16 protein-coding genes are annotated in these 21,689 nt (G+C 32.6%); all 16 read right to left on the minus strand.

From position 1 onward, the window contains the following. Positions 1-171: 171 nt before the first annotated feature. The 16 genes from BN4220_RS04325 to BN4220_RS04400 all read right to left on the minus strand — a co-directional run bounded on the left by BN4220_RS04325 (position 172) and on the right by BN4220_RS04400 (position 21,688). Positions 172-1,476, minus strand: a complete 1,305-nt coding sequence (locus BN4220_RS04325; protein ID WP_066714106.1) for an MFS transporter — start codon at positions 1,474-1,476, stop codon at positions 172-174. A gap of 299 nt (positions 1,477-1,775) precedes the next feature. Then, complete coding sequence (locus tag BN4220_RS04330) at positions 1,776-3,815, minus strand: DUF4397 domain-containing protein (RefSeq protein ID WP_066714109.1); 2,040 nt, start codon at positions 3,813-3,815, stop codon at positions 1,776-1,778. Between the two features lie 165 nt (positions 3,816-3,980). Next, positions 3,981-6,437, minus strand: coding sequence for a DUF2298 domain-containing protein (locus tag BN4220_RS04335; protein WP_066714110.1), 2,457 nt, complete (start codon positions 6,435-6,437; stop codon positions 3,981-3,983). An 88-nt stretch (positions 6,438-6,525) separates the two neighbouring features. Next, positions 6,526-7,233, minus strand: a complete 708-nt coding sequence (locus tag BN4220_RS04340; RefSeq protein WP_066714111.1) for a glycosyltransferase family 2 protein — start codon at positions 7,231-7,233, stop codon at positions 6,526-6,528. 41 nt (positions 7,234-7,274) lie between these two features. Further along, entirely contained in the window at positions 7,275-8,372 is a 1,098-nt protein-coding gene (glf, locus tag BN4220_RS04345; RefSeq protein WP_066714114.1) for a UDP-galactopyranose mutase, read from the minus strand. Positions 8,373-8,421: 49 nt separating this feature from the next. Then, positions 8,422-10,497 (minus strand): hypothetical protein, encoded by a 2,076-nt coding sequence (locus BN4220_RS04350; protein WP_066714116.1) that lies wholly within the window; start codon positions 10,495-10,497, stop codon positions 8,422-8,424. Between the two features lie 187 nt (positions 10,498-10,684). Beyond that, positions 10,685-12,721, minus strand: a complete 2,037-nt coding sequence (gene recG, locus BN4220_RS04355; RefSeq protein WP_066714120.1) for an ATP-dependent DNA helicase RecG — start codon at positions 12,719-12,721, stop codon at positions 10,685-10,687. Between the two features lie 174 nt (positions 12,722-12,895). After that, the gene (locus BN4220_RS04360; protein ID WP_066714122.1) at positions 12,896-14,569 is read right to left on the minus strand and encodes a DAK2 domain-containing protein; all 1,674 of its coding nucleotides are present in this window, start codon (positions 14,567-14,569) and stop codon (positions 12,896-12,898) included. 20 nt (positions 14,570-14,589) lie between these two features. Beyond that, on the minus strand, positions 14,590-14,946 hold the full coding sequence (locus BN4220_RS04365) for an Asp23/Gls24 family envelope stress response protein (RefSeq protein WP_066714123.1): 357 nt from the start codon (positions 14,944-14,946) through the stop codon (positions 14,590-14,592). Between the two features lie 418 nt (positions 14,947-15,364). After that, entirely contained in the window at positions 15,365-15,562 is a 198-nt protein-coding gene (rpmB, locus tag BN4220_RS04370; protein ID WP_066714125.1) for a 50S ribosomal protein L28, read from the minus strand. A 226-nt stretch (positions 15,563-15,788) separates the two neighbouring features. Beyond that, positions 15,789-16,205 (minus strand): GerW family sporulation protein, encoded by a 417-nt coding sequence (locus BN4220_RS04375; protein ID WP_066714126.1) that lies wholly within the window; start codon positions 16,203-16,205, stop codon positions 15,789-15,791. Then, complete coding sequence (locus tag BN4220_RS04380; RefSeq protein WP_066714127.1) at positions 16,205-17,356, minus strand: DUF2953 domain-containing protein; 1,152 nt, start codon at positions 17,354-17,356, stop codon at positions 16,205-16,207. Before BN4220_RS04380 ends, BN4220_RS04375 begins: the two co-directional genes overlap by 1 nt. A gap of 86 nt (positions 17,357-17,442) precedes the next feature. After that, positions 17,443-17,751, minus strand: a complete 309-nt coding sequence (locus tag BN4220_RS04385) for a hypothetical protein (RefSeq protein WP_066714128.1) — start codon at positions 17,749-17,751, stop codon at positions 17,443-17,445. Positions 17,752-17,881: 130 nt separating this feature from the next. Beyond that, positions 17,882-19,309: a hypothetical protein gene (locus BN4220_RS04390; protein ID WP_148401688.1), complete on the minus strand. Its 1,428-nt coding sequence runs from the start codon at positions 19,307-19,309 to the stop codon at positions 17,882-17,884. A gap of 29 nt (positions 19,310-19,338) precedes the next feature. Further along, positions 19,339-20,490: an ABC transporter permease gene (locus tag BN4220_RS04395; protein WP_066714131.1), complete on the minus strand. Its 1,152-nt coding sequence runs from the start codon at positions 20,488-20,490 to the stop codon at positions 19,339-19,341. Beyond that, positions 20,477-21,688 (minus strand): ABC transporter permease, encoded by a 1,212-nt coding sequence (locus BN4220_RS04400; RefSeq protein WP_066714133.1) that lies wholly within the window; start codon positions 21,686-21,688, stop codon positions 20,477-20,479. Before BN4220_RS04400 ends, BN4220_RS04395 begins: the two co-directional genes overlap by 14 nt. Position 21,689: the final 1 nt, after the last annotated feature.

The following is a 21,689-nucleotide window of genomic DNA, read 5'->3' on the forward strand; positions in this document are numbered from 1 at the left end:
GTATATTAAAATTAAGTGTAACTATTCAGGACTACGTCCTTCATAGTCACAAGATGCACACAAATCACAAAATGCATGTGATTTGGCGCAAGCTATTCTCGGGATTTTGCACAGAATACGTGCAAAACACCTCGCGGGATACCACCTACTGAATAGTTACAATTAAGTTATCTAATCGATGTCGCTAAAATTATCTAATATTTTTTCTTTCTTTATAGGTTTTGAATCCCCATGTTTTACAAATATCATCGTCAATAATGATGCGATTGAAAAGGTAACCGCATATGGAAATAAGATGCGGTATGAAATTTGTTCTAGTAAAAATCCAGATAAAATTGGTGTTATAATTTGAGCTGTCATTGATATGATGTAGTATAAACCTGTATACTTACCAACATTAGATCCTTTGCTCATTTCCACCACCATTGGATAGGAATTTACGTTAATTGCTGCCCATCCAATTCCTGTTAATGCAAAAACAACATTTATAAAATTCGAATATTCAAAGAAAAAACATCCCATAAGATAGGATAAGGTAATTAATAGTATTCCGCCAATAATCGTTTTCTTTCTACCAAAACGAGTTGCTATAAAACCAATCGGTATGTAACTAATAATTGCAGCTCCCGTTGCGACTAATAAGCAGTTTGCAAAACCACCTGCCTCCATCTTCCAAACCTCTTTTGCATACCTAGAAAAGGCTGTTGTTACTGCGTTATATGCTGTGAACCACAAGAAAATAGAAGCTAATAATAAAACTAGACTATGCTTTACTGACTTACTTAGTGCTTTTGGCGATTCTACTTCATTTAGTTCAATATTAGTATCAAGAAACTCATCTTCTTCACTAGTGTTCTTCATTTCTTGAATTAATTTATTCTCCCGAATGAAAACTAATAATACAATAACCGCTATTACCATAATACTTGCTACACAGCTAAATATTATGAAATAATTTGGATGTTCATTCTTTGGAGTTAAAAATTTTATAAAGATTAAAGTTAAAATTCCCCCGATTGCTCCCATTAAATTAATAACAGCATTTGCTTGACTTCTTAATGGTTTCGGCGTTAAATCTGGCATTAATGCTACTGCAGGTGAGCGATACGATCCCATTGCTAGCAATACAGCACCTAATGACAGTACAAATAAAACAATGTTTTTTTGTTGATCAGCGATTGGTATAAATAACATAAAAATTACGGATACAATTGTTCCAGCTACAATAAATGGTGTTCGCTTTCCCACCTTTGTAGTTGTCTTATCCGATAATGCACCAAATAAAGGCAGCAAAAATAAGGCTAACACATTGTCTGCTGCCATTATAAAGCCCGTCTGTGTCTCTCCCATATGAAATGTTTCTTTTAATATAAGCGGAACAATATTATCATATAGTTGCCAAAAAGCACAAATTGATAAAAATGCCAAACCAATAAAAAAAGTACGCTTATAGTTCAATCGATTCCCATTCCCCATTATAACCTCCTACTGCCAAGGCAGCCCATTTAATAAGCCAAAAGTGCACTCTATACTTTTTGGCAGCTCAGTTGTATTTTTAACCTATTTTAAATATCTGTGAGTATAACTCGCAAAAAAGTTCATGTCCTATTATAACATAGTTAAACTTATCTTACATTATTTTTTCCAAAAAAACAGAGCTTACTTTACGTGAATTATTTATTACTATATCAAGACTAAGACACGTAAAGTAATCTCTATTCATTTTGTAATACATTCCTTTTATAGCGTATATAATTAATTATAATTGTTTATTCTTAATTTTCAATTACAAGAACTTGAAGTGGTGAAGAAGTATTATAGCCACCAATAATGCAAGCTGTATACATCTTATCTGGTACAATTCTTTGATAGAAATTAAATTGAGGTGTTACCTCATCTTGGTTATATTGCATATTTTGTAGATTCGTATTGGATGAGTTCATTAGATTGACTGGTGTTCCTGATACATAAAAATCATAATCTCCAGCTAGAGCTTGCTTTAATACTGTTACTTCTTTTACATTAACATCTGAGAATACTAATGTTCCATCACTTAAAGTTACATCAAACGGACCATCATCAAAGGTTAAATTCGCAACTCTAAAAGTAGCTCTATCACTAGTTCTTCCCGTACAAGTATCATCTGGAATTTGTATTACTTGAACTCCCCTAACAGAGTTCACCACTGCCAATGTCACTCTTGTACCCGCCATAAACGGAATAACTGCCGTACAAATCGGTCTTTCTTTAGAGGATTGATGATATACCATTACCGTGCCAAAACCATCTGCAATCCGATCATACGCACTAATTTTACCAAATCCCAAGCCATCCACTAATGGGCGATTACCTATAACAACAAATATAGGCTCAAAGCCAACTGCTGCATGAAGAATTCGAACCCTTACATGATTTATTACTGTACTATGTCTCTTATCACATAAATTATCTTCGTATAAGGTATTCTCGCATCCAACTGGTGTGACCTTTTTACAAGAATGATAAGAATCCATTTCTCTTGAATCTAAGACTTCATTTCTTGCACAAGTCTTTTTTTCCATATGCTTATGAGGATACATCTCTTTTTGCATGCATGGATGATTCATTCTCCTTCTTCTTAGGATATCTTCACAGGATTCTTCTTGTTTTTCCATACCACGATTCATTTTTTCTTCACACATTTTATTTTGGTTCATCATTTCCATGCGCATTTTCTCTTCCCACATCATCTTTTGATTCATCATTTCTTTGCGCATCTTTTCTCCACATAAATTTTCATGACTTTCTCTTTCTTGGCGAAGCTTTTCTTCAAGCATTCTTTGATTATTCGTTCTTTCTTGTCGCATCATTTCATCTCTTAGTTTTTCTTGGTTCATTCTTTCCTCATTTAATTTTTCTTCACACATATTTTTTTGTTCCATCATTTGCTGACGCATCTTTTCTTCCTGCGTCTTTTGTTGATTCATCATCTCTTGTCTCATATTCTCTTCTTTTGTTCTTTGTTGATTCATCATCTCTTTGCGAATTTTTTCTTCTTGCATTCTTTGTTGTTCCGTCATTTGTTGACGCATTTCTTCTTGCATCCTTTGTTGATTCTCTCTTTCTCTTCGCCGTCTTTCCTCTTCCATCCTTTGTTGATTCTCTCTTTCTCTTCGCATTCTCTCCTCTTCCATCCTTTGCTGATTCTCTCTTTCTCTTCGCATTCTCTCTTCTTCCATCCTTCGTTGATTTTCTCTTTCCTTACTCATTCTCTCCTCTTCCATCCTTCGTTGATTTTCTCTTTCTCTTCGCATTCTCTCTTCTTCCATCCTTTGTTGATTCTCTCTTTCTCTTCGCATCCTCTCTTCTTCCATCCTTTGTTGATTCATTCTTTCTCGTTGCGCATTCTCTTCTCTTAGTCTTTCTAATCGCATTTTCTCCTGCTGAATCATTTCCTGATTTCTTCGTTCTTCACTTGCTATTTTTTCATGGAGAACTGTTTCATTTGCTTTTTTTCTCTCTGCCATTCTTTGATTCATTAAATTTTGGTTTAATCTTCTTTGGGCTTCTTCTTCTACTTTACTTTCTACCTTTTTTTCCACTTTTTTCTCTACAGGTTTTTCTTCTCTCTTTTTTTGCGGAGTCGTTCTACGATCTGAAAATGTTTCTATCTCAGTTAAATCATCCAAATGAGTTGTATCGTTTATCAAAGTATCCTTTATTTCTGTTGCACTTTGTTGTTCTAATCCCTCATTGTTTTCAACCAATTCTGCTACATGAAGATTTTGTTCATTTCTTGAATTGTTTCTATAATTGGTTCTATTATAACGTGCCATAAAACATCTCTTTTCAACGCTTTATTACTAACATATGATAAAAATATATTTTCGTGAATATAAATGAATAAGAATATAAATGATAGTCCTATCATTTAAAAAAGGACTAACAATCATTCTACAAAGGTAAAATAATTGTTAGTCCCTTTTAAGGAAACTCTTTATTTATTTTATTTTTATAATATAGGTAGGAGCTAATTGATTCTCATCACTTGCTACTTCAAATACAACCTCACCTAATTCTCCTAAGACAGTTTCATTCATATTCACATACTTCTCACGTTCTAGTGCCCCAACATAAATATAAGATACATTATACTTTTCTAATAGTATTTTAGCGTCTTCTACATTTTGAGCGTTATAGATAGCATCAATATCATTTGCTCTCTCTTCGCAAATGGCTGGATATGCACCAGTCTCATCACTTCTCCATAACCATTCATGAGTTTTCCATCCCATAACCGTTGGTAGACCCGTAATAACTGATACACGTTGATAAAATGTATAACTATCTCCTTGAGCTTCAAGTACTACCGGCATACCAGTAACATTTTCATTTAGCCACTTTGTTGCTAAATAATCATCCATGGATTCCTTTTCCATAAATGCAGATGCATCAAGAGTTTTATAATTCTCGCTTTTTGAAATATCACCATACCATGATTTTATTGCATTATTAGCATAACATACCGTAGATATAAATAAAATGCCTGCAATAACACCAATTACTCTGCGCTTTAAATTCTTAGATATCAATATATAGCGAACCATAATATAGGAAATACTCAAACCAAACATTATAAATGCTTGATAAGTTAACTTAAACATAGTATTTGCTCTTTTGTAATCACCTGAATAAATATCTTGAACATAGATTACTTCAGGCATTAGAATCAAGCCTATTGCACAAAGTCCAATGGTCACCATAAATAAATCAGCAATCGGTAAGTTTTCTATAAATTGAAATAATTTATTTTTTTCAGGAACAAATGTTACTTTTCCATCTTCATCAGCCACAGAATTTAAGTTTGACTTTTTCTTTCCATTGCTATCTAAACTTACACCTGTGATATATCCTTCTTTTGATAAATCACTCCATCGGTTCATGATATAAATAATAACTAGAATAATTGGCAATCCCCATAAGATAAGGAGCTGATAAATTGGTGTTCTTGCCACTGTTAAGCAAATCTTAGTTGAAATCTGATTAAAATTAAGTGTAAACGGTAAGGCTGTAAATTCTCCAATTGCAAAAACAACAACCGCATGTAATGCTGTAAGGATAATCGTTTTTTTCTTAAATTGATAAAGAACTGCATTTGAAAATAAAATAATTGCACCTGATACTACAAAATATATCGGAAAATCCCAGAAATTCGTAGTGCGGAATAAGCCTATAAAAAAGCCAAGTAAAAGTATAGTCGGATGGAATACTTCTTTTACCATAGACTCCATCGGGATTGTAATTCCCAACCTTAGTGAATCCATCTTATCTTTTCGATACATTAAAAATGCAAACAAAAGTGCTAATACAGTTAAGACAAAGATAATGTTAATTACATGAGCGTGTAAATCACCTAAAACAAAGGAATACACTGGAAACTCATGTATTGTTTTATCAGTGGTCTCTGGGTTATAACCAATGTATCTTGTTGCATTTGGAAACCAATATGAAGTAGATTCAATTCCTTTCATTTTATTAATAAAAGGAACAATCCATTTATAAATTGGGTAATGTAAGTTACCAGCAAAGCATACTGCAGTCCCTGCTGTAAGTCCTGCTAAACTTGGAATGAAAGAACGGGATCCATTCCCATAATACTCATCTTGTTGTTTACCTGTATTTCTCTTTCTTAATCGCAAATCCGAAACAAATACTTTCGCTACATTATAAACAATAGAATATGGGAGAACGAAACCAAAGGCAGCTAATGTCATCATCATTAAATTATAGCCATAGGAAACAAGTACACCTGACAATTTTGTCATATAAGTCGCCATATACTGTCCTACGTAATAATAATTAATTGAGTTGCCTGAGAACCATAAATCTTCTGGCGGCATATATTCCGCTCTCATCATAGTTGTCATAAACCCATAATCCATGAATTTTTCAGTGCCATATGCTTCTGGTTTAAACCCTCTCATATAACACCATAATAAAAACAAGATTAAAAACATTGCTTCTGAAAGTAAAATAGCCAATAACTTATTATGACTAAAGTTATATTTAATCTTTAAACTACCTTCAGAATCTGGTGAGGTATGGCCCCATTGATATGCTAAAATAATCAAATTAAAAGCCAAGCAAATTCCAACGCAGATCCACGCATTCGTACTGGTAAAACGAAATAGCTTTAAAGAAGATAAAAACCATAACAACCAACCAGAGATTGCTAGGCCAATTGTTTTAGAAAATAGCCATCCACCATCATGAAATTTTTTAAATACAATCCCTGCCATTGGGTAAAATACAATTCCAAGTACCAATAAGGTGAACCACCATTGTGCAAATGGCTTGACATCCTCACCTAGAAGTTTATAGGCAATGTAAAATATTATTCCAAATAACAAGATAGATGCCACATATTTTATTATAGTAAATACTTGTTTCTCTTTCATTGTCTGTATCTCCTTAACTATTCTGTTCCTATAAAGCTGCATCTGCAGTTGTTCTTGCTTTGCTTGGTGCTTAATAATAAACTTAAATCTACTTAATGCATCGATTGATTTCTCTAAAGTCTTTTATAGCCTGCTTTCCAATACGAAAAATCTTTTTCATGTTAATCGAATTAACGCCGCCTTGTCTAGGTCGAAACGTAATTGGAATATATTTAACAGGTAATTTCTTTTTCGCATAAATCACCGAAATAATAACATTGGATAAATTAAAATTTTCAGGAACTAACTTTAAATTTTCCTTCAATACATCTGCCTTCATTAAACGAAATGGAGTATTTCCATCTGTTATTGTTACATGAAAGCATATTTTACAAACATATTTTAATGTCTTTGTAACAAATACTCTTGAAAATCCATCCTGTCTACTTTTTCTATGGCCAATCACCATAGCATAGTTGTTTCTTTCCTGCCAAAATTGGTCAAATTCCTCTGGCAATGTTTGTCCATCGGAATCCGTTTGAAAAACAAAATCTGCACCCTGATTAATTGCGTAATTATAACCATATAATACAGTTGCACCATGTCCACCATTCGGCTTTGTGATCGGCTCGAAATTTTTATACTTCTTTGCAAACTCTTTCATAATGGAATAGGTTTTATCCTTACTACCATCGTCTATAATAACAAGTTTACTTCCGCCACCAATTTTTTCAACGACGGGATACCAGTCTTTGATTACATTTTCTATGTTCTCTTCCTCATTATATGCAGGGATCACAATATATAATTTATCCATGGATTCTCCTCCAACTTTTTTCTTTTACCCCAAGAATTCTATCAAACTTTATTTTTAATCTTATCAAACAAGCTTAAAGCACTATAAACGACCGCATCCATATTGTAATAGCGATATTCTGCAAGGCGTCCTAAGAAATAAACATTCTCTTCCTTCTCCATATCATTTTTGTAAAGAGCAAACTGTTCTTTACATTCCTTCGTTGGAAATGGATAATATGGCTCACCCTCTGAAGTTGGAAATTCCTTCATGATTGTAGTCTTTTTACAGTCTTGCCATGTTAATTTTTTAAATTCTGTGATTCTTGTATAATCGTAGTCGTTTGGATAATTTACCACAGGAGCCTCTTGATAGCTTTCCACATCCTTGGTCTCAAAAACAAAATCTATACTACGATATGCAAGTTTACCATATTTATAATCATAATAATAATCTGTAGGTCCAGTATAGATTAAAATTTCATAAGAGATATCCTTAATAACTTCTTTATAATCAGTATTTAGCATAATTTTTATATGCTTATTGGCAACCATATTTTCACACATTTTTGTATATCCATGTTTTGGCATACCTTGGTATGGATCACTAAAATATCTTGTATCTCGGTTAGCGCGAACAGGAATACGACTAATTACAGATGTATCAATCTCACCCGGGTCTATACCCCATTGTTTCTTTGTATAATTTTCAAAGAATTTATGGTAAATATCTTCTCCAACTTTGCTAAGAACTACATCCTTACTTGTTTTAATTTCTTTTATATCGATTGCTTTTTTCTTTAAAAATTCCTCAACCTCATCACAAGATAAATTCAAATTATAAAGCTTGTTAATGGTTTCCACTGTAATTGGCATAGGAATTAGATTTCCATCCACATAAGTTAGCACTCTGTGCCAAAAATCATTCCACTCAGTAAACTTGCTTAAATAAGAATAAACTTTTTTACTGTTCGTGTGGAAGATATGTGGTCCATAATTGTGAATTAAAATACCATCTTCATTGTAAGAATCATAAACATTGCCCCCAATGTGATTTCTCTTTTCTATAACAAGAACATCCTCATTCAATTCATTTGCAACGCGTTCTGCAATGGTTAATCCTGCTAAACCTGCCCCAACTACTACATACTTAAACTTCATACCATACCTTCCTTTCCTTTTCGCCTAATTTATTTATTATTAATTTTGATTACCTTACCAATAAATTTGTATCATAAATTACAGTATTGGACCCGTTATCATTATAAAAATAGACAGCCTGATATGTGTCTGAAATAACTTCCTCATTCACAATATAAGAGGTAGAATTTCTAACATCATTATCTACAACAATAAAGCGTATATTATTCTCTTTTATTAGCTTATCTAACATTGTGCTACTTGTGGCTTCATACATCTTTGTTACAAGGGCATCACGTGAAGCTGTGTCATATCCTGCTGACCATGAAAAATATTGCCACCCTTCAAATAACATCGCACCACCAAGTACAATATTATTTAACACAATATTATTGGTTAAAAATATATCCTTAGAAGTTGCATTCTCCTTAATCCATTCTGTAAGTGGATCATGTAAATCATACTGTACACAGTTTTTATTTTTCTTTAAAACCATCGTATAATCATAAACACCTGTAGCCGTTAAGAAAACAACCATAACAATACAAGTAATTCGGTACCATATATTACGAACAGAAATTAGTTTATCAATTACTATAGCTGCAAATATATTGATTAACATAACAGATATCATAATATACTTATGGTTTACTGTTACATCGGAGGTTAATGAAACCGTAAATGCGAAAAATAACGGGAATGAAAATGCAATTAAGATATATTTTTTTACTCCTTTTACAAGTAAAAATGCTACAATTAATACATAAGGTAAAATTCCAAGCAATCGAAATAGATAATCCATCGTTCCCAAAAACGTTTTATTTTCAGCAATAAAGCCAAATAAAATTGTTGGTGAAACTGCAGATCCATTCACAAATAATGCCGATTGAAGCATGGATAAACTCACCGTAACTACTGCCATGATTAAAAATTCTAACCTTCGATCTGCAGCGATAGCAAGTGCAAATAAAATAAGCAATGCAGCTATTGTAGAAGCTCCATTCCAAAAGGTAAGTGCACCTAGTAAAACACCGCTACATATTGCTAGTCTAAGATCTTTTACATACCAACCTTTTACGGAAAATAGGCTCTCCTTAACAAAGATCTCTACATCAGAAAGTGTGTCTTCTATGAAAGAAGTTGATTTAACCTTCGTAATTTCTTTTTTTTCTGCAATTATGCTACGTATTCTTTCCGTCATTTCAAATAAATGCGGCATAAATTGTATAATTATTAATAATAAGATTGCAATTGAAAAGGCAAAATGTCTTTGATTGCAATACACATTCAAATTCCAAAGTCCCCAATCTTCGTGAGTCGAGTAACTTATAAATTCGGTATTATCCTTTAATGCTTTTAAAATATTAGTTCCTTCTGGTTGTTCTGCCATAAATTTAAAAAGACTATTGGAACTTCGAAACACAAAAAAGAGACAAGTAAGATAACCAACCACTTTTTTAGCTGTTAACTTATACGCAAATACATAAAGCAAGGAAACTACACTAACAAATCCAAGAGCACTTGGTATATTAAAGGCATTATCAATTCTCATACCTAGAAATTCTAAATTCCCTACTAAAAATTGAAACATAAAGTGATATTTCACATCTTCCCCTGCAAAAAATGGATATTGCGTTGGAAAATTATTTCCATAAGAAAAAGAACGTATCATTCCAAGGTGTGGTGAAAAATCACTAAATACCGTATATCCAACATAAAGTGTCTCACCTTTTACGTAAAAGGTTTTCCACATTAAGGTATAAGCTAAGATACATATAGCTACGATTACTATCTTTTCAAATGTAGTAACTTTGCTATATATGATGTGTTCTGCTTTGATCACCTTTTGATTCATCTTATAACAAAGAATGAAGGATAGTATTGCAAACAATGGCATTATAATTGCATTGGCGTAAGCAAGTGGATGCGCTTTCCCTTGAAATATATATGCTAACAAATATACACACCATGTTTGTATGATGGTACCAATTAAAAAATAAGCTGGAAGTAATATAAAATAAGGATGTAGATTTATTTCTTTATTTCCATAACTATACATTCCCATTTTCTTTAGTCTAGGAAATGCATAGGAACATATTACATAACCTGATAAAACGCTAATAATTAGATATAATAATGCAATCAAACAGTTTTTCCTCCTTTATTTAATTGAATAAGGATTGAATGTCTGTCCCACAATTTTCGTAAACTGTTTTATTCTACAACACTGTCAGTTCCATTGACGACTTTAGATAGGACTTTTGCATAAGCAATTGCCCTTTAACTTCTATATTATACTATATATTGCATAATAATTAAAGGTCAAATTGATATTAAAGAGTCCCTCCATTAAAACTATTCATTTTATTTCTTAAGGATGGAGAAGCCTCAATTACTTCTAAGTATTCCTCCATGGTTAAACTTTTTGCGGCATCATTGGCATTTTTTAAAACATTAGCATCTGTATAAATATCCCCTAATTTAAATTCCAAATCACCACTTTGTCGAATTCCAAACATATCCCCAGGACCTCTTAGCTTTAAGTCTTCTGAAGCAATAAAAAATCCATCGTTTGATTTATTTAGTATCTCTAATCTTTCTCTAGTTTCTTGTTTGCTAGACCCACTAACCAAAATACAATAGGACTGATGAGCACCACGCCCTACTCTTCCTCGTAGCTGGTGTAACTGAGCAAGACCAAAACGTTCTGCATTCTCTATCATCATAACCGTGGCATTTGGTACATTGACACCAACTTCAACAACCGTAGTTGAAACTAATACTTGTATATTTCCAGCTGCAAACTCTTCCATAATTGCATCTTTTTCTTTTGGCTTCATTTTACCATGCAAATAGGCTACGTTTGTTCCAAAGCGTAAGGCTTCTTTTAATTTTTCAGTATATTCCAAAACATTTTCTGCTTCCATAGTTTCACTCTCTTCCACCATTGGGCAGATAACGTATGCCTGTCTTCCCTCTGCAACTTGCTTATCAATAAATCGGTAAGCTGTTGGACGGTAACCGGTATCCACAACACAGTTTTTAATTGGAAGCCTGTTTGCTGGCATTTCATTTAATACCGAAATATCAAGGTCCCCATAAAGAATCATTGCTAAAGTTCTTGGGATTGGCGTTGCACTCATAACTAACACATGGGGTGAATACCCTTTCATGGATAAGTTTTCCCTCTGTTTTACACCAAAACGATGTTGTTCATCTGTAATTACAAGGGCTAATTTATCATAATTTACTTTTTCTTGTATTAACGCATGCGTCCCAACAATGACATCCGTTTCATGATTGTTTATTTCTTCGTATGCTCTTCTTTTTTCAGCCGCCGTCATAGAACCTACCAAAAGTTTTATCCGAATTCCATGTTCAGACAAGTTTTCTACTAAAGATTCATAATGCTGTTTTGCTAAAACTTCTGTCGGAACCATCAAGCAACCTTGATAACCATTAATCGCAACTAAATAAAGCGCTAAAACAGCCAATATTGTTTTACCAGAACCAACATCTCCTTGTACCAAACGATTCATTGTATATTTTCCCGATAAATCTTTAAAAATCTCATTTAAAACATTCTTTTGTGCACCAGTCAACTCATATGGTAACTTCTCTATTATTCCCCTACACTGTGAAGAATTTTCAATTACAAACGAATTTAATGTTTGAACTTTATTTTCTTTTAAATGTCTTAATATTAAGGTAAAATTAAAGAACTCTTCAAAGACAAGTCGTTTTCTGGCTTCCATCATTGTTTCTTTGCTCTTAGGAAAATGTATTTCCCTAATTGCAAGCTTTCTCTGAATCAAATCATATTCTTTCCTAACTCTCTTTGGTATGTATTCCTCATCCTCTAGTGTATGTGTCAATGCAAAGTCTACAGCCTTTGATATCGCATGATTGCTTAGCCCATCCGTTAACGAATAAATTGGTTGCATTACATTTAATAATTTTCGGTACTCCTCTTGTTTATATATCTTGGGTTGTTGGATGATTAATGCGCCATTCTTCCTAACAACCTTTCCTCGAAAAATAAATCGATTTCCGAGGCGTAATGTATTTTTTAAAAAAGCTTGATTAAACCAGGTCAAAGATAACATACCGGATGGATCTTTGACTCTGCAACTAATGATTTGTAAATTCTTAATCTTTTTTATCTCAACAATTGTTGCAACACTTGCTTCAATGGCAACAATTGAGCCCTCACTAATACTTGCAATCGGTACAGGTTGCTCATAAACATCATAGCCCCTAGGATAATGTTCTATTAAATCACATACAGAATAAATACCAAGCTTGGCAAAATTTTGTGCTGTCTTCTCACCAATTCCCTTTATCGTACTGATATGATCCGTCCATTTCATGCTTTGTACCTCTTTCATTTATCTTCTTACTAATTTCTTGTTACTTTTAGACATTGTACCATATTTTAATGTGGTTTTGAACGTAAGAAAAATTACTTTTCCTTTAAAACTTTTATAATTTCGAAAGAAAAAGCGGTTTTGATCCGAAAATCAAAACCGCTTCTTCAAAATTCTCTATTCTACAGAAAGTACATAGTAGTAAATTGGTTGACCACCCATGTGAACTTCCACATCTACCATTGGATACTTCTCCATAACTTTTTCCGCTATTTCATTGGCATCTTGTTCTGTCGTATCCTCGCCGTAGTATAAACTAATTAACTCTGAGTCATCATCTACGAGTTGGTCGATTAAATCAAGTGTCGTCTCGGAAATATCTTCACCAACGGAAAGAATTGTCTTATCGCCAATTCCCATAATATTTCCTTGTTTAATTTCTTTTCCATCAAGACTTGTATCACGTACTGCATATGTCACCTGACCAGTCTTAACACGATTCATCTCTTCAATCATATGTTGTTCATTTTCGCTTGCGCTCTTATCAAATACATAATTAATGATTGCAGTAATTCCTTGAGGAACCGTTTTGGATGGAATAACAACGATTTCCTTGTCTTCAGTTAAAGCCTTTGCCTGCTGTGCAGCTAATATGATATTACTATTATTAGGTAATATAAATATTGTATCTGCATTCACATGTTCAATTGCATTTAACATATCTTCCGTACTTGGGTTCATTGTCTGACCACCTTCGATTAAGTAGTCAACACCAAGACCTGTAAAGATTTCATTAATACCTTCACCGATGGAAACAGCAACAAATCCAACCGCTTTTCTTGGTTCTTGTTTCTTAGGTTCAGAAGTTGCAGTAACAGACTTTTCAGCCTTTTCTGCTTCCATAATGAGACGCTCATTATGTTCTTCTCTCATATTATCAATTTTCATTCTTGATAAAGAACCATAAGTTAAAGCTTTTTGAATTGCGAGTCCAGGATCATTGGTATGTACATGAACCTTGACAATGTCATCATCCGATACAACTACTATTGAATCTCCGATGGATTCTAAATAAGCTTTAAAAGAATGCTCTGTATCTAAATCATATTCTTTTTCAATATTTATAATAAATTCAGTACAATAGCCGAATTTAATATCAGCTGTAGTAATATTTTCTTTGCTAATCTTTTGATTTCCTTCATTCTTTGCTGGGGTAATCTCAAAGGATACTTCCTTACCAAGCATTGCATCATAAGCACCTTTTAAAATTTCCACTAAGCCCTGTCCACCTGAGTCCACAACCCCGGCTTCCTTAAGCACAGGTAGTAATTCAGGTGTGTATGCAAGAACTTCTTCCATACGTTTAATCACTTCAGCGCCAAAATACACTAAATCATCAGTTTCTGAAACTAATTCAACAGCACGTTCTGCTCCACCTTTAGCAACAGTTAAGATAGTTCCTTCCTTTGGTTTCATTACTGCTTTATAAGCTGTTTCTACAGCCTTACAAAAAGCATTCGCCATAATGGTAACATCTATCTTATCATAATCCTTTACTTCTTTTGTAAAGCCACGGAATAATTGAGATAAGATAACACCTGAGTTACCTCTAGCTCCTCTTAAAGAACCACTTGAAATTGCTTTTGATAAATTTTCAATGGTAGGCTCGGTAATACTACTAACTTCTTTTGCTGCAGACATTATAGTTAACGTCATATTCGTACCAGTATCACCATCCGGCACTGGAAATACGTTCAATTCGTTGATGTATTCTTTTTTCGCTTCGATGCTCTGCGCTCCTGCCATAAACATCTTTTGCAAAAGCAACGCATCTATTGTATTTAAAGTCACTGGTCAGTTCCTCCTTGATTCTAGTCGATGACTCTAACGCCCTCAACAAAAATATTTATTTTTGCGACTTCAATACCCGCAAATTCTTCGACCTTATATTTTACATTACTAATTAAATTTTCTGACACAGCAGATATACTAACTCCATAAGAAACTATAATATGAAGATCAATTGTTATCTGATTATTTTCTATGATTACGTTTACGCCATGATTCAAACTTTCGCGTCTTAAAAGTTTTGCTAAGCCATCTTTCATGCTGATTGATGCCATACCTACTACTCCAAAGCACTCAACTGCAGAAGATCCCGCATATTTGGCAATTACATCAGTATCAATCGCGATTTCACCCAACGAGGTAAGCATCGTCCCATTCATACATAACCCTCCAATCTAAATGAAATATATTATATTATAACCTCTTTTCCTAAAAAAAGAAACATAATTTTAAGAAATTACCCTTCTAGGTATAAAAACTTCTAACATTAATGGGCAAAGCCCGCATATATTATAAAAAAAGCATTCATATTGGAGTAAAATATGCGAAGAATGATCGGCTTTATATTATTTTGGATAGCTATAGGAATGACTATAATGCTTTTTATTACAAATGGCTTTTTAGCCATATGTATTATAATCCTTCTACTTATACTTGGATATAATTTATTTTGTAAATGCTAACATTATATTATATGTACATCTCAAAAATAGATGCAATTAGCGAAGCAATATTAACTTTTTAAATTGACAAAAGAAAAGGGTGTCAAAAACTTGACACCCGCTTTTCCATCTTTAATTAAGCACGTTCAACTTTACCAGATCTTAAGCAAGAAGTACAAACATACATTTTTTGTGTTCCACCGTTAACCTTAATTCTTACGGATTTAACATTAGACTTCCACATCTTTTTGGATCTTCCGGAAACTTGACTTCTAGAATGGCTTACAGACATTCCAAAATGAGCTCCTTTATCACAAACTGCACATTTCGCCACTAAAAAGCACCTCCTTAATTAAATTAGGCCTTGTGGCTTATCTTAGGACAAGCCATCAGCTCGTGCACATAAATAGACCAGCATAACCAGTTCCTATCTTTATTTACACTGTGACCTGCAAACAAAACTATTCTATCAGAATTCTAAAAAGATTGCAAGAGTAATTTATATTACTTTCGTATTTTTTCATTCAAGTACATTTTACTCTGCATATTGGGCATAATGTTTACTCATTATCCTCTACGCCATTTAGTATATCATATGCTTTTTGATCTACTTCTTTATCAGCTTTTTTCGTTTTTGAATCCTTAGTAAAGCGATCAATTACATCTGGCACCATATCAATAATCTTAGTAACCATATCTTGATTTTTCACATTCACTAAGCGTATATGACCATCTTTTATTACCAATACAGAGCTTGGTGTTATCTTACCACCAATACCACCGCCTGCATTGTTCTTTCCACTAGTTCCATTGGAAAAAGCACCTGCACCTACACCAAAGCTAACATCAACCAATGGTAAAATAATAGTGCCATCTTCAAACTTTACTGCATCTCCAACTACGGTTTTCGTTGTTAAAAAGCTATCCATTCCCTTAAATAAACTCTCAACAGTTTGATTAAAACTATGCTCTGCCATTACAACTCCTCCTTTAATTGTTTCGCGTTCTTTATCAATTGACTAAAATATTTATCTCGAATCAGTTTAATAGCTATTATTAATAAATTAATTAATCTTATTCTTCCTTTTAGAAATAATTCACCATTTAAAACCTCTTCTTCAAAATCTGGTCTAATGCTAATTTTATCTCCATATATTCCATAAAACACAGCAATAGCTCCCAATGCTTGTCCTGTAGTACATGGATCACCTGTACCAAAGTGCACAGTTCCCTGAATTTTCTTCGGTGCTATATGTTTTAGCACACCTCGAATACTAATCCATACTTTTTTAAGCCCTAATTTGTTTTGTTCGTCCTTTAAAAAATCTAGAATTAGATTTTTTTTATGGAGTAAATCAATGATTAGTTCCTTTATCTTTTTTATTTTAGCCTTTAAACTTTTAAAGAAAGAAAGAACTCGGTAGTAAACCTGTTTCATTTTACGAAAGATTTCCTTTATGTTAAACTTAATCTTTCTTTTCTTCTTTTCATCTGTAATATCTGCATATTTGCTCGCTTTATCACTTTTATTCTTATTCTCTTTTAGTATATCAATTTCTTGCTTCTTATAATCCGTAAGTTTTTCAGATTCAGAATCTAGTGATGTACCTAACTTTTTAACCGGGTTCACTTCTTCTCGATCGTCTAATTCTATTGTAACATCCGAATCTGTGTTATTTTTCTTAATATCTTCTTTGATTGAAGTTATTTTTTGCTCGGATATTTTAAAATCTTTCTCTGTATCAATTGCATCTTTTATTGTAACTTTTTGACTCTCTTTTGCATCATATGCGTGTTCTTTATGCTTTTCTTCTGTGACTTCATCTTCTTTAAAATCACTTTCTTTATTGTTATCTTTTTTCATCTTTCGATTATCATAGAAAACAATCCCTGCAATTCGTAACCGAATCCATAATTTTTCATCAATATAACTTAAGCTTACCATTACTAGGTGCAGCAACCATGTTGCTTTCGTATCTAAAAATAATACTTCATCCTCTTTTTTACCTAGCAATTGATAACGAATTGGTACAAACAAAGTAACTATAAGAATGAAAAGGATAATACCTACTAATACAGCTAGAACTATTCCTAATATCTTCAAAATAAGAAAAATAATATGAAGCATATTCAGCTCCCATCTGCGCACATACGCACATACTTATAAAGGGGGTTAGTTCTTTTACCATTCCCTTATCTTACTTTAATACAAGATTATGCAAAATAATCTCGTACCTTAAAATCACCAGTTTCTTTATAAACCTCAACAATCATGTTTTTTACAATAATTTTAGCTTCTTCTCTTCCTTTCGCAAGTCCAAGAATATGTACCTTGCTATTTTTATAATGTGGAAAGAGCAACTCATCTGCTGCAATTATATCAAATAAATTATTCGGATTTGAAGCAAAGGCAATCACAAAAACATCCTTTGCCATCCTTCCATGTTTAATCGCAAAAATCGCTTGCCGATGTTTTTTCTTTATACCTTCCCCAAAATATAAATTATCACTCCATGTAACCATCGCACATCCCCTAATATAAAACTTTTGAGTCAAGATACAATACATATCTAATTATAGCACATTATATATTCAAAAATACAGTACTTTTTAAATTGTCAAAAATCAATTTCTAAATATATCAGTTACTTTATTAAGCTCTTGAATCAGCAATCAGTTCACGCATTAAACGAACACTTACAAGCTTTTCTGCCATATCACGGCAGCTTACCAATGAATTTTTAATATAATCCTTTACTTCTTTTTGATCTGCAAAAAAGACTGGAAGTTCTTTTAAGACAGAAGCAATCATTGCACGGTTTAGAAGTTTTGGTTGCTTTTCAAGAGTCTCACTTAACTCTTTATAAAGCGCCTCAAATGCATTTTTTATGTCTTCCTTACTTGCTGTTTCATCCTCCGTCTTTGTTTCCTTTTCTGTATCAAGTTCGACAAAAACACTATTTGATATTAATTTAGATGAAAACATTAAGCATTCATAAAGTTTATCTAGCATTAATGCTGATACTATGGAAGTGTGCTGATTTGCAATAATATCTAATGTTCCTTCCAAGGTTTGAACATTCATCATATCTTTTTCAAGCTTTCCTTCTGTATGAGCAAATAGTGAAATTAAATCTTCTGGAATAGACTCCTTTTTACCCTCCATAAATCCAAGATTTACTGCCTTTACGATTTCAATTAACTGTGTTAAGCCTAAAAGATTCTCTTCCTTAGTATAAGGTTGATTTAGCACAACCGTATATAAATGATTTAACACTTGTTGCATAGCATAATAGCCTTCTGTAGCACCCACTAAATATTCTATTGCAGCTTTTAACTTTTCATTTAATTGCTGATACATCTTTTCATCCATAGAGCTAAAATCAACGGACTCAAATGCATCACGACACTCTTTTAAAACCGTAAAGTAAGTATCCATTCCCTCTGGTTTATCAATGCCAGCCGCGGAACGAATCATATATACAAAGTTTTCTAAACTACTCTTATCTCCACCTTCATAAATAGATAGTGCATTATTAAGTAAGTCAAAGAATTTAGTCTTTGTCATACGTACAGGTAATTGAGAAATCATTAGTTTAATACGTTCATTAATCGTAACATTCTCACGTTCCGAAAAAATAAAGTTTGAAATCTCATTTGCTGCTAAATCATTATCAACTTCTTCAATCATATCCGCAAATCGAAGTTCCATACGATTCATTACATATTCGTAAAGAGTAAAAATATCGGTATATGCAGTTAACACCTTCATGTAATTCGTTATTTCATTACGTATAGCATGAAGTTTTTTTATGGACTCCTCACGAACCTTTCCATCAAACTCTTGTAATAAACTCTGTTTTACTACTTCATTCATTCCATCAAGTAGTAAATGTGCCTTTTCATCTAAGGAAATATAATCATCTACCATTCCTTCATAAAAATCATAATAATGCATTACAAAATTACTTCCTGCATAAGCAAAATAAGCAGATGACATTTCATTCATATATTGTGGTAAATTAACTTCTAAATTTTCGCTATTTTTAATTTCATTTTCCATTTTCTTATTATGTTTCATGTAAATCAAACACCCTTTGCCTTTCTATTTTAGTGATATAAAATAATATCAGCTATTTTCTTAATAAACCAACTATTTGGTGATAAATGAGTCAGGCTTATAAAATTTTGCCATCCTCCTCCAATCATTGAGTAAAACCCAGCCAATCCAAAAAGTAAAATAATAAATGCACCAAATAATTGAAATGATATTATATTTTTTAAAACTGCACCTAATAGTATAAACAATATACCAAGAATAACGGTATAGCAATAGGAAACTTTCACAATCGACGCAAACATATCAAGTGTTCCGATATAATAACATAAAATTCCACTAAATACTACACAAGGCACGAATACCAGCAGGCAGATAGAACATAAATTTCCAATAAAACCAGCAATTTTATTCATATCTGATAACCTTACTCGCTTACTTAATCCTCGACTATTTTCTAAAGTAAGATAACTAGTTGCATACAGAATAATAAAAGAGAGCAACATAGCAAATATCGCTCCAATGAGCTGTCGATACAATAACTGATTATCTAATCCTAAAGCCATATGATTTGCATCTTTTGTATTAACAAATTGCATATCAAATTGAAAATCAAACTGATTGGAATTTCTTATTGAATCTGCATAGGAGTTATATTCCTCTACACTTAACTTTTCTTTATCCCTAAACTCTAAACTCTGATACAGCTTATTTCCCTTGGTTAAGCAGATGCGATACATCAACTCTCCCGCAACAATATCCTTTATTAATCGAGCCGTTTTACTCTCACTTCCTTGATAGACAGTGATAAGCCCGCTGAATTCTCCCTCTTTTAAACGCTGTTCAAATCCTTCATTAATAACAAAAATACTATAAATTTCACCTTCTATTAGTTGTTCGTATAACGACTCAAAGGTATTTTTTTGCACTGATATGGTTTCTATATTAGATAATCCCTCAACAACTTCCTTAGACAATTCACTTTCTTGTCCGTCCTTATTAAGAATATCTAAATTAATTATTCCAATTGGTATGTTACTTTTTAATTGTACTCCCTCATTTAATTGCTGCAATATAAAAAAAGTACTAATAATAGATATAGCTAAAATAAATATCGTTATTTTATTTTTAAGTATTAATTTTAAAGACAAAATACTTCGATTTCTAATGTCTAGTAAAAAAAACTTGGATTTAGAGGTTTTCATAATTTTCTACCTCCCTTTTGCGATACAGTAGTCCTGAAATCAGCAACATTCCACTAAAAATAATTACAAAACAAAAGACTTCCATAACCTTTAGTGATGAATCCTTAGAATTTAATCGTATCATGGTTTTTAAGAACCATGCGTTAGGACTTAATTTCGTTATTTTATCAAAACTTTCCGGTAGATATGCAAGTGGAATAACCCCTCCACCTATAATTGCTCCAAATATAACCAATAGATTCGTAGCCAATAAATAAGTTGAGGTGTTTTTTATAATCGCGCTCATTAATACGTGAAAAGTACTTATGCAAAACAAGAACAAACTGATAAAGCAAATCATCTGTAAGGTAAGAACACCTTTGTTTATGTAATTACATAAAAATGCAAATATTAAAAAGAACAGTTCAAAAATGCCTGTATAAACGAGAGTTTTACCTACTAACATCCATGTCATATTAGAACCTGTTGTTAAAAGTCTTCTATGTATACCTAATTGTCTTTCTTTGATCAAAGAAAGTCCAAGGGCTATTGGTATATAATTAATAACCAAATACAGCAGCTCATATTGAAAATATTTCATTAAGGGCAGAGTTTTAATATCAGTAACTAAGATATCATTAAAAATAACATCTTTATTCAGGGCTGTATAAATAAGGTCATAGGAGATTTGGGCATTCTTTTGGTCAATCAATTCTTGTGGCATTTTACTTAATTCCATTACTTCGTACAGGGTAACGCAATTAATCTCTACTGCTGCTACAAACTTTTCGTATCCCTCCAACACATTTTTCATTAAGACCGCTTTTGTCACATCATTTGCATTTAACCTTACTATAATTGGTTCATGAATAATTTGTACAATATTTTGGACAAAATCTTTTGGCACAACAATGCACATATCAATCCCATTATTTTTAATTTTTTCTTCCAATTCTTCCTTGGTACCAGTAACAATTTGTATGTAAGAGGCATACATCTCATTTTCAACAAAATAATTAAGGAGAAGCTTCGAATACTTTGAATTATCTAAATCAAGGATTCCAATTGTAATACTACTCGAAACCTCTCCTTTCGTATTTTGTTTCTTTTCAACAAAAGTAGTGCTTATTAATCCAATAATAAGCACTACAATTAAGACAAGCCATATTTTTTTATAGGAACCTAACTCTTTGAGATCCTTCTTCATGATATAAAACATG

It is taken from the genome of Clostridium sp. Marseille-P299 (assembly GCF_900078195.1).
GTDB lineage: Bacteria > Bacillota > Clostridia > Lachnospirales > Lachnospiraceae > Lachnoclostridium.

Coding starts and splice junctions, on each gene's coding strand:
- BN4220_RS04325 (WP_066714106.1), bottom strand. CDS start 1,476: ATGGGGAATGGGAATCGATTGAACTATAAGCGTACTTTTTTTATTGGT.
- BN4220_RS04330 (WP_066714109.1), bottom strand. CDS start 3,815: ATGGCACGTTATAATAGAACCAATTATAGAAACAATTCAAGAAATGAA.
- BN4220_RS04335 (WP_066714110.1), bottom strand. CDS start 6,437: ATGAAAGAGAAACAAGTATTTACTATAATAAAATATGTGGCATCTATC.
- BN4220_RS04340 (WP_066714111.1), bottom strand. CDS start 7,233: ATGGATAAATTATATATTGTGATCCCTGCATATAATGAGGAAGAGAAC.
- glf (WP_066714114.1), bottom strand. CDS start 8,372: ATGAAGTTTAAGTATGTAGTAGTTGGGGCAGGTTTAGCAGGATTAACC.
- recG (WP_066714120.1), bottom strand. CDS start 12,721: ATGAAATGGACGGATCATATCAGTACGATAAAGGGAATTGGTGAGAAG.
- BN4220_RS04365 (WP_066714123.1), bottom strand. CDS start 14,946: ATGAATGGGACGATGCTTACCTCGTTGGGTGAAATCGCGATTGATACT.
- BN4220_RS04375 (WP_066714126.1), bottom strand. CDS start 16,205: ATGGCAGAGCATAGTTTTAATCAAACTGTTGAGAGTTTATTTAAGGGA.
- BN4220_RS04380 (WP_066714127.1), bottom strand. CDS start 17,356: ATGCTTCATATTATTTTTCTTATTTTGAAGATATTAGGAATAGTTCTA.
- BN4220_RS04385 (WP_066714128.1), bottom strand. CDS start 17,751: ATGGTTACATGGAGTGATAATTTATATTTTGGGGAAGGTATAAAGAAA.
- BN4220_RS04390 (WP_148401688.1), bottom strand. CDS start 19,309: ATGAAACATAATAAGAAAATGGAAAATGAAATTAAAAATAGCGAAAAT.
- BN4220_RS04395 (WP_066714131.1), bottom strand. CDS start 20,490: ATGAAAACCTCTAAATCCAAGTTTTTTTTACTAGACATTAGAAATCGA.
- BN4220_RS04400 (WP_066714133.1), bottom strand. CDS start 21,688: ATGTTTTATATCATGAAGAAGGATCTCAAAGAGTTAGGTTCCTATAAA.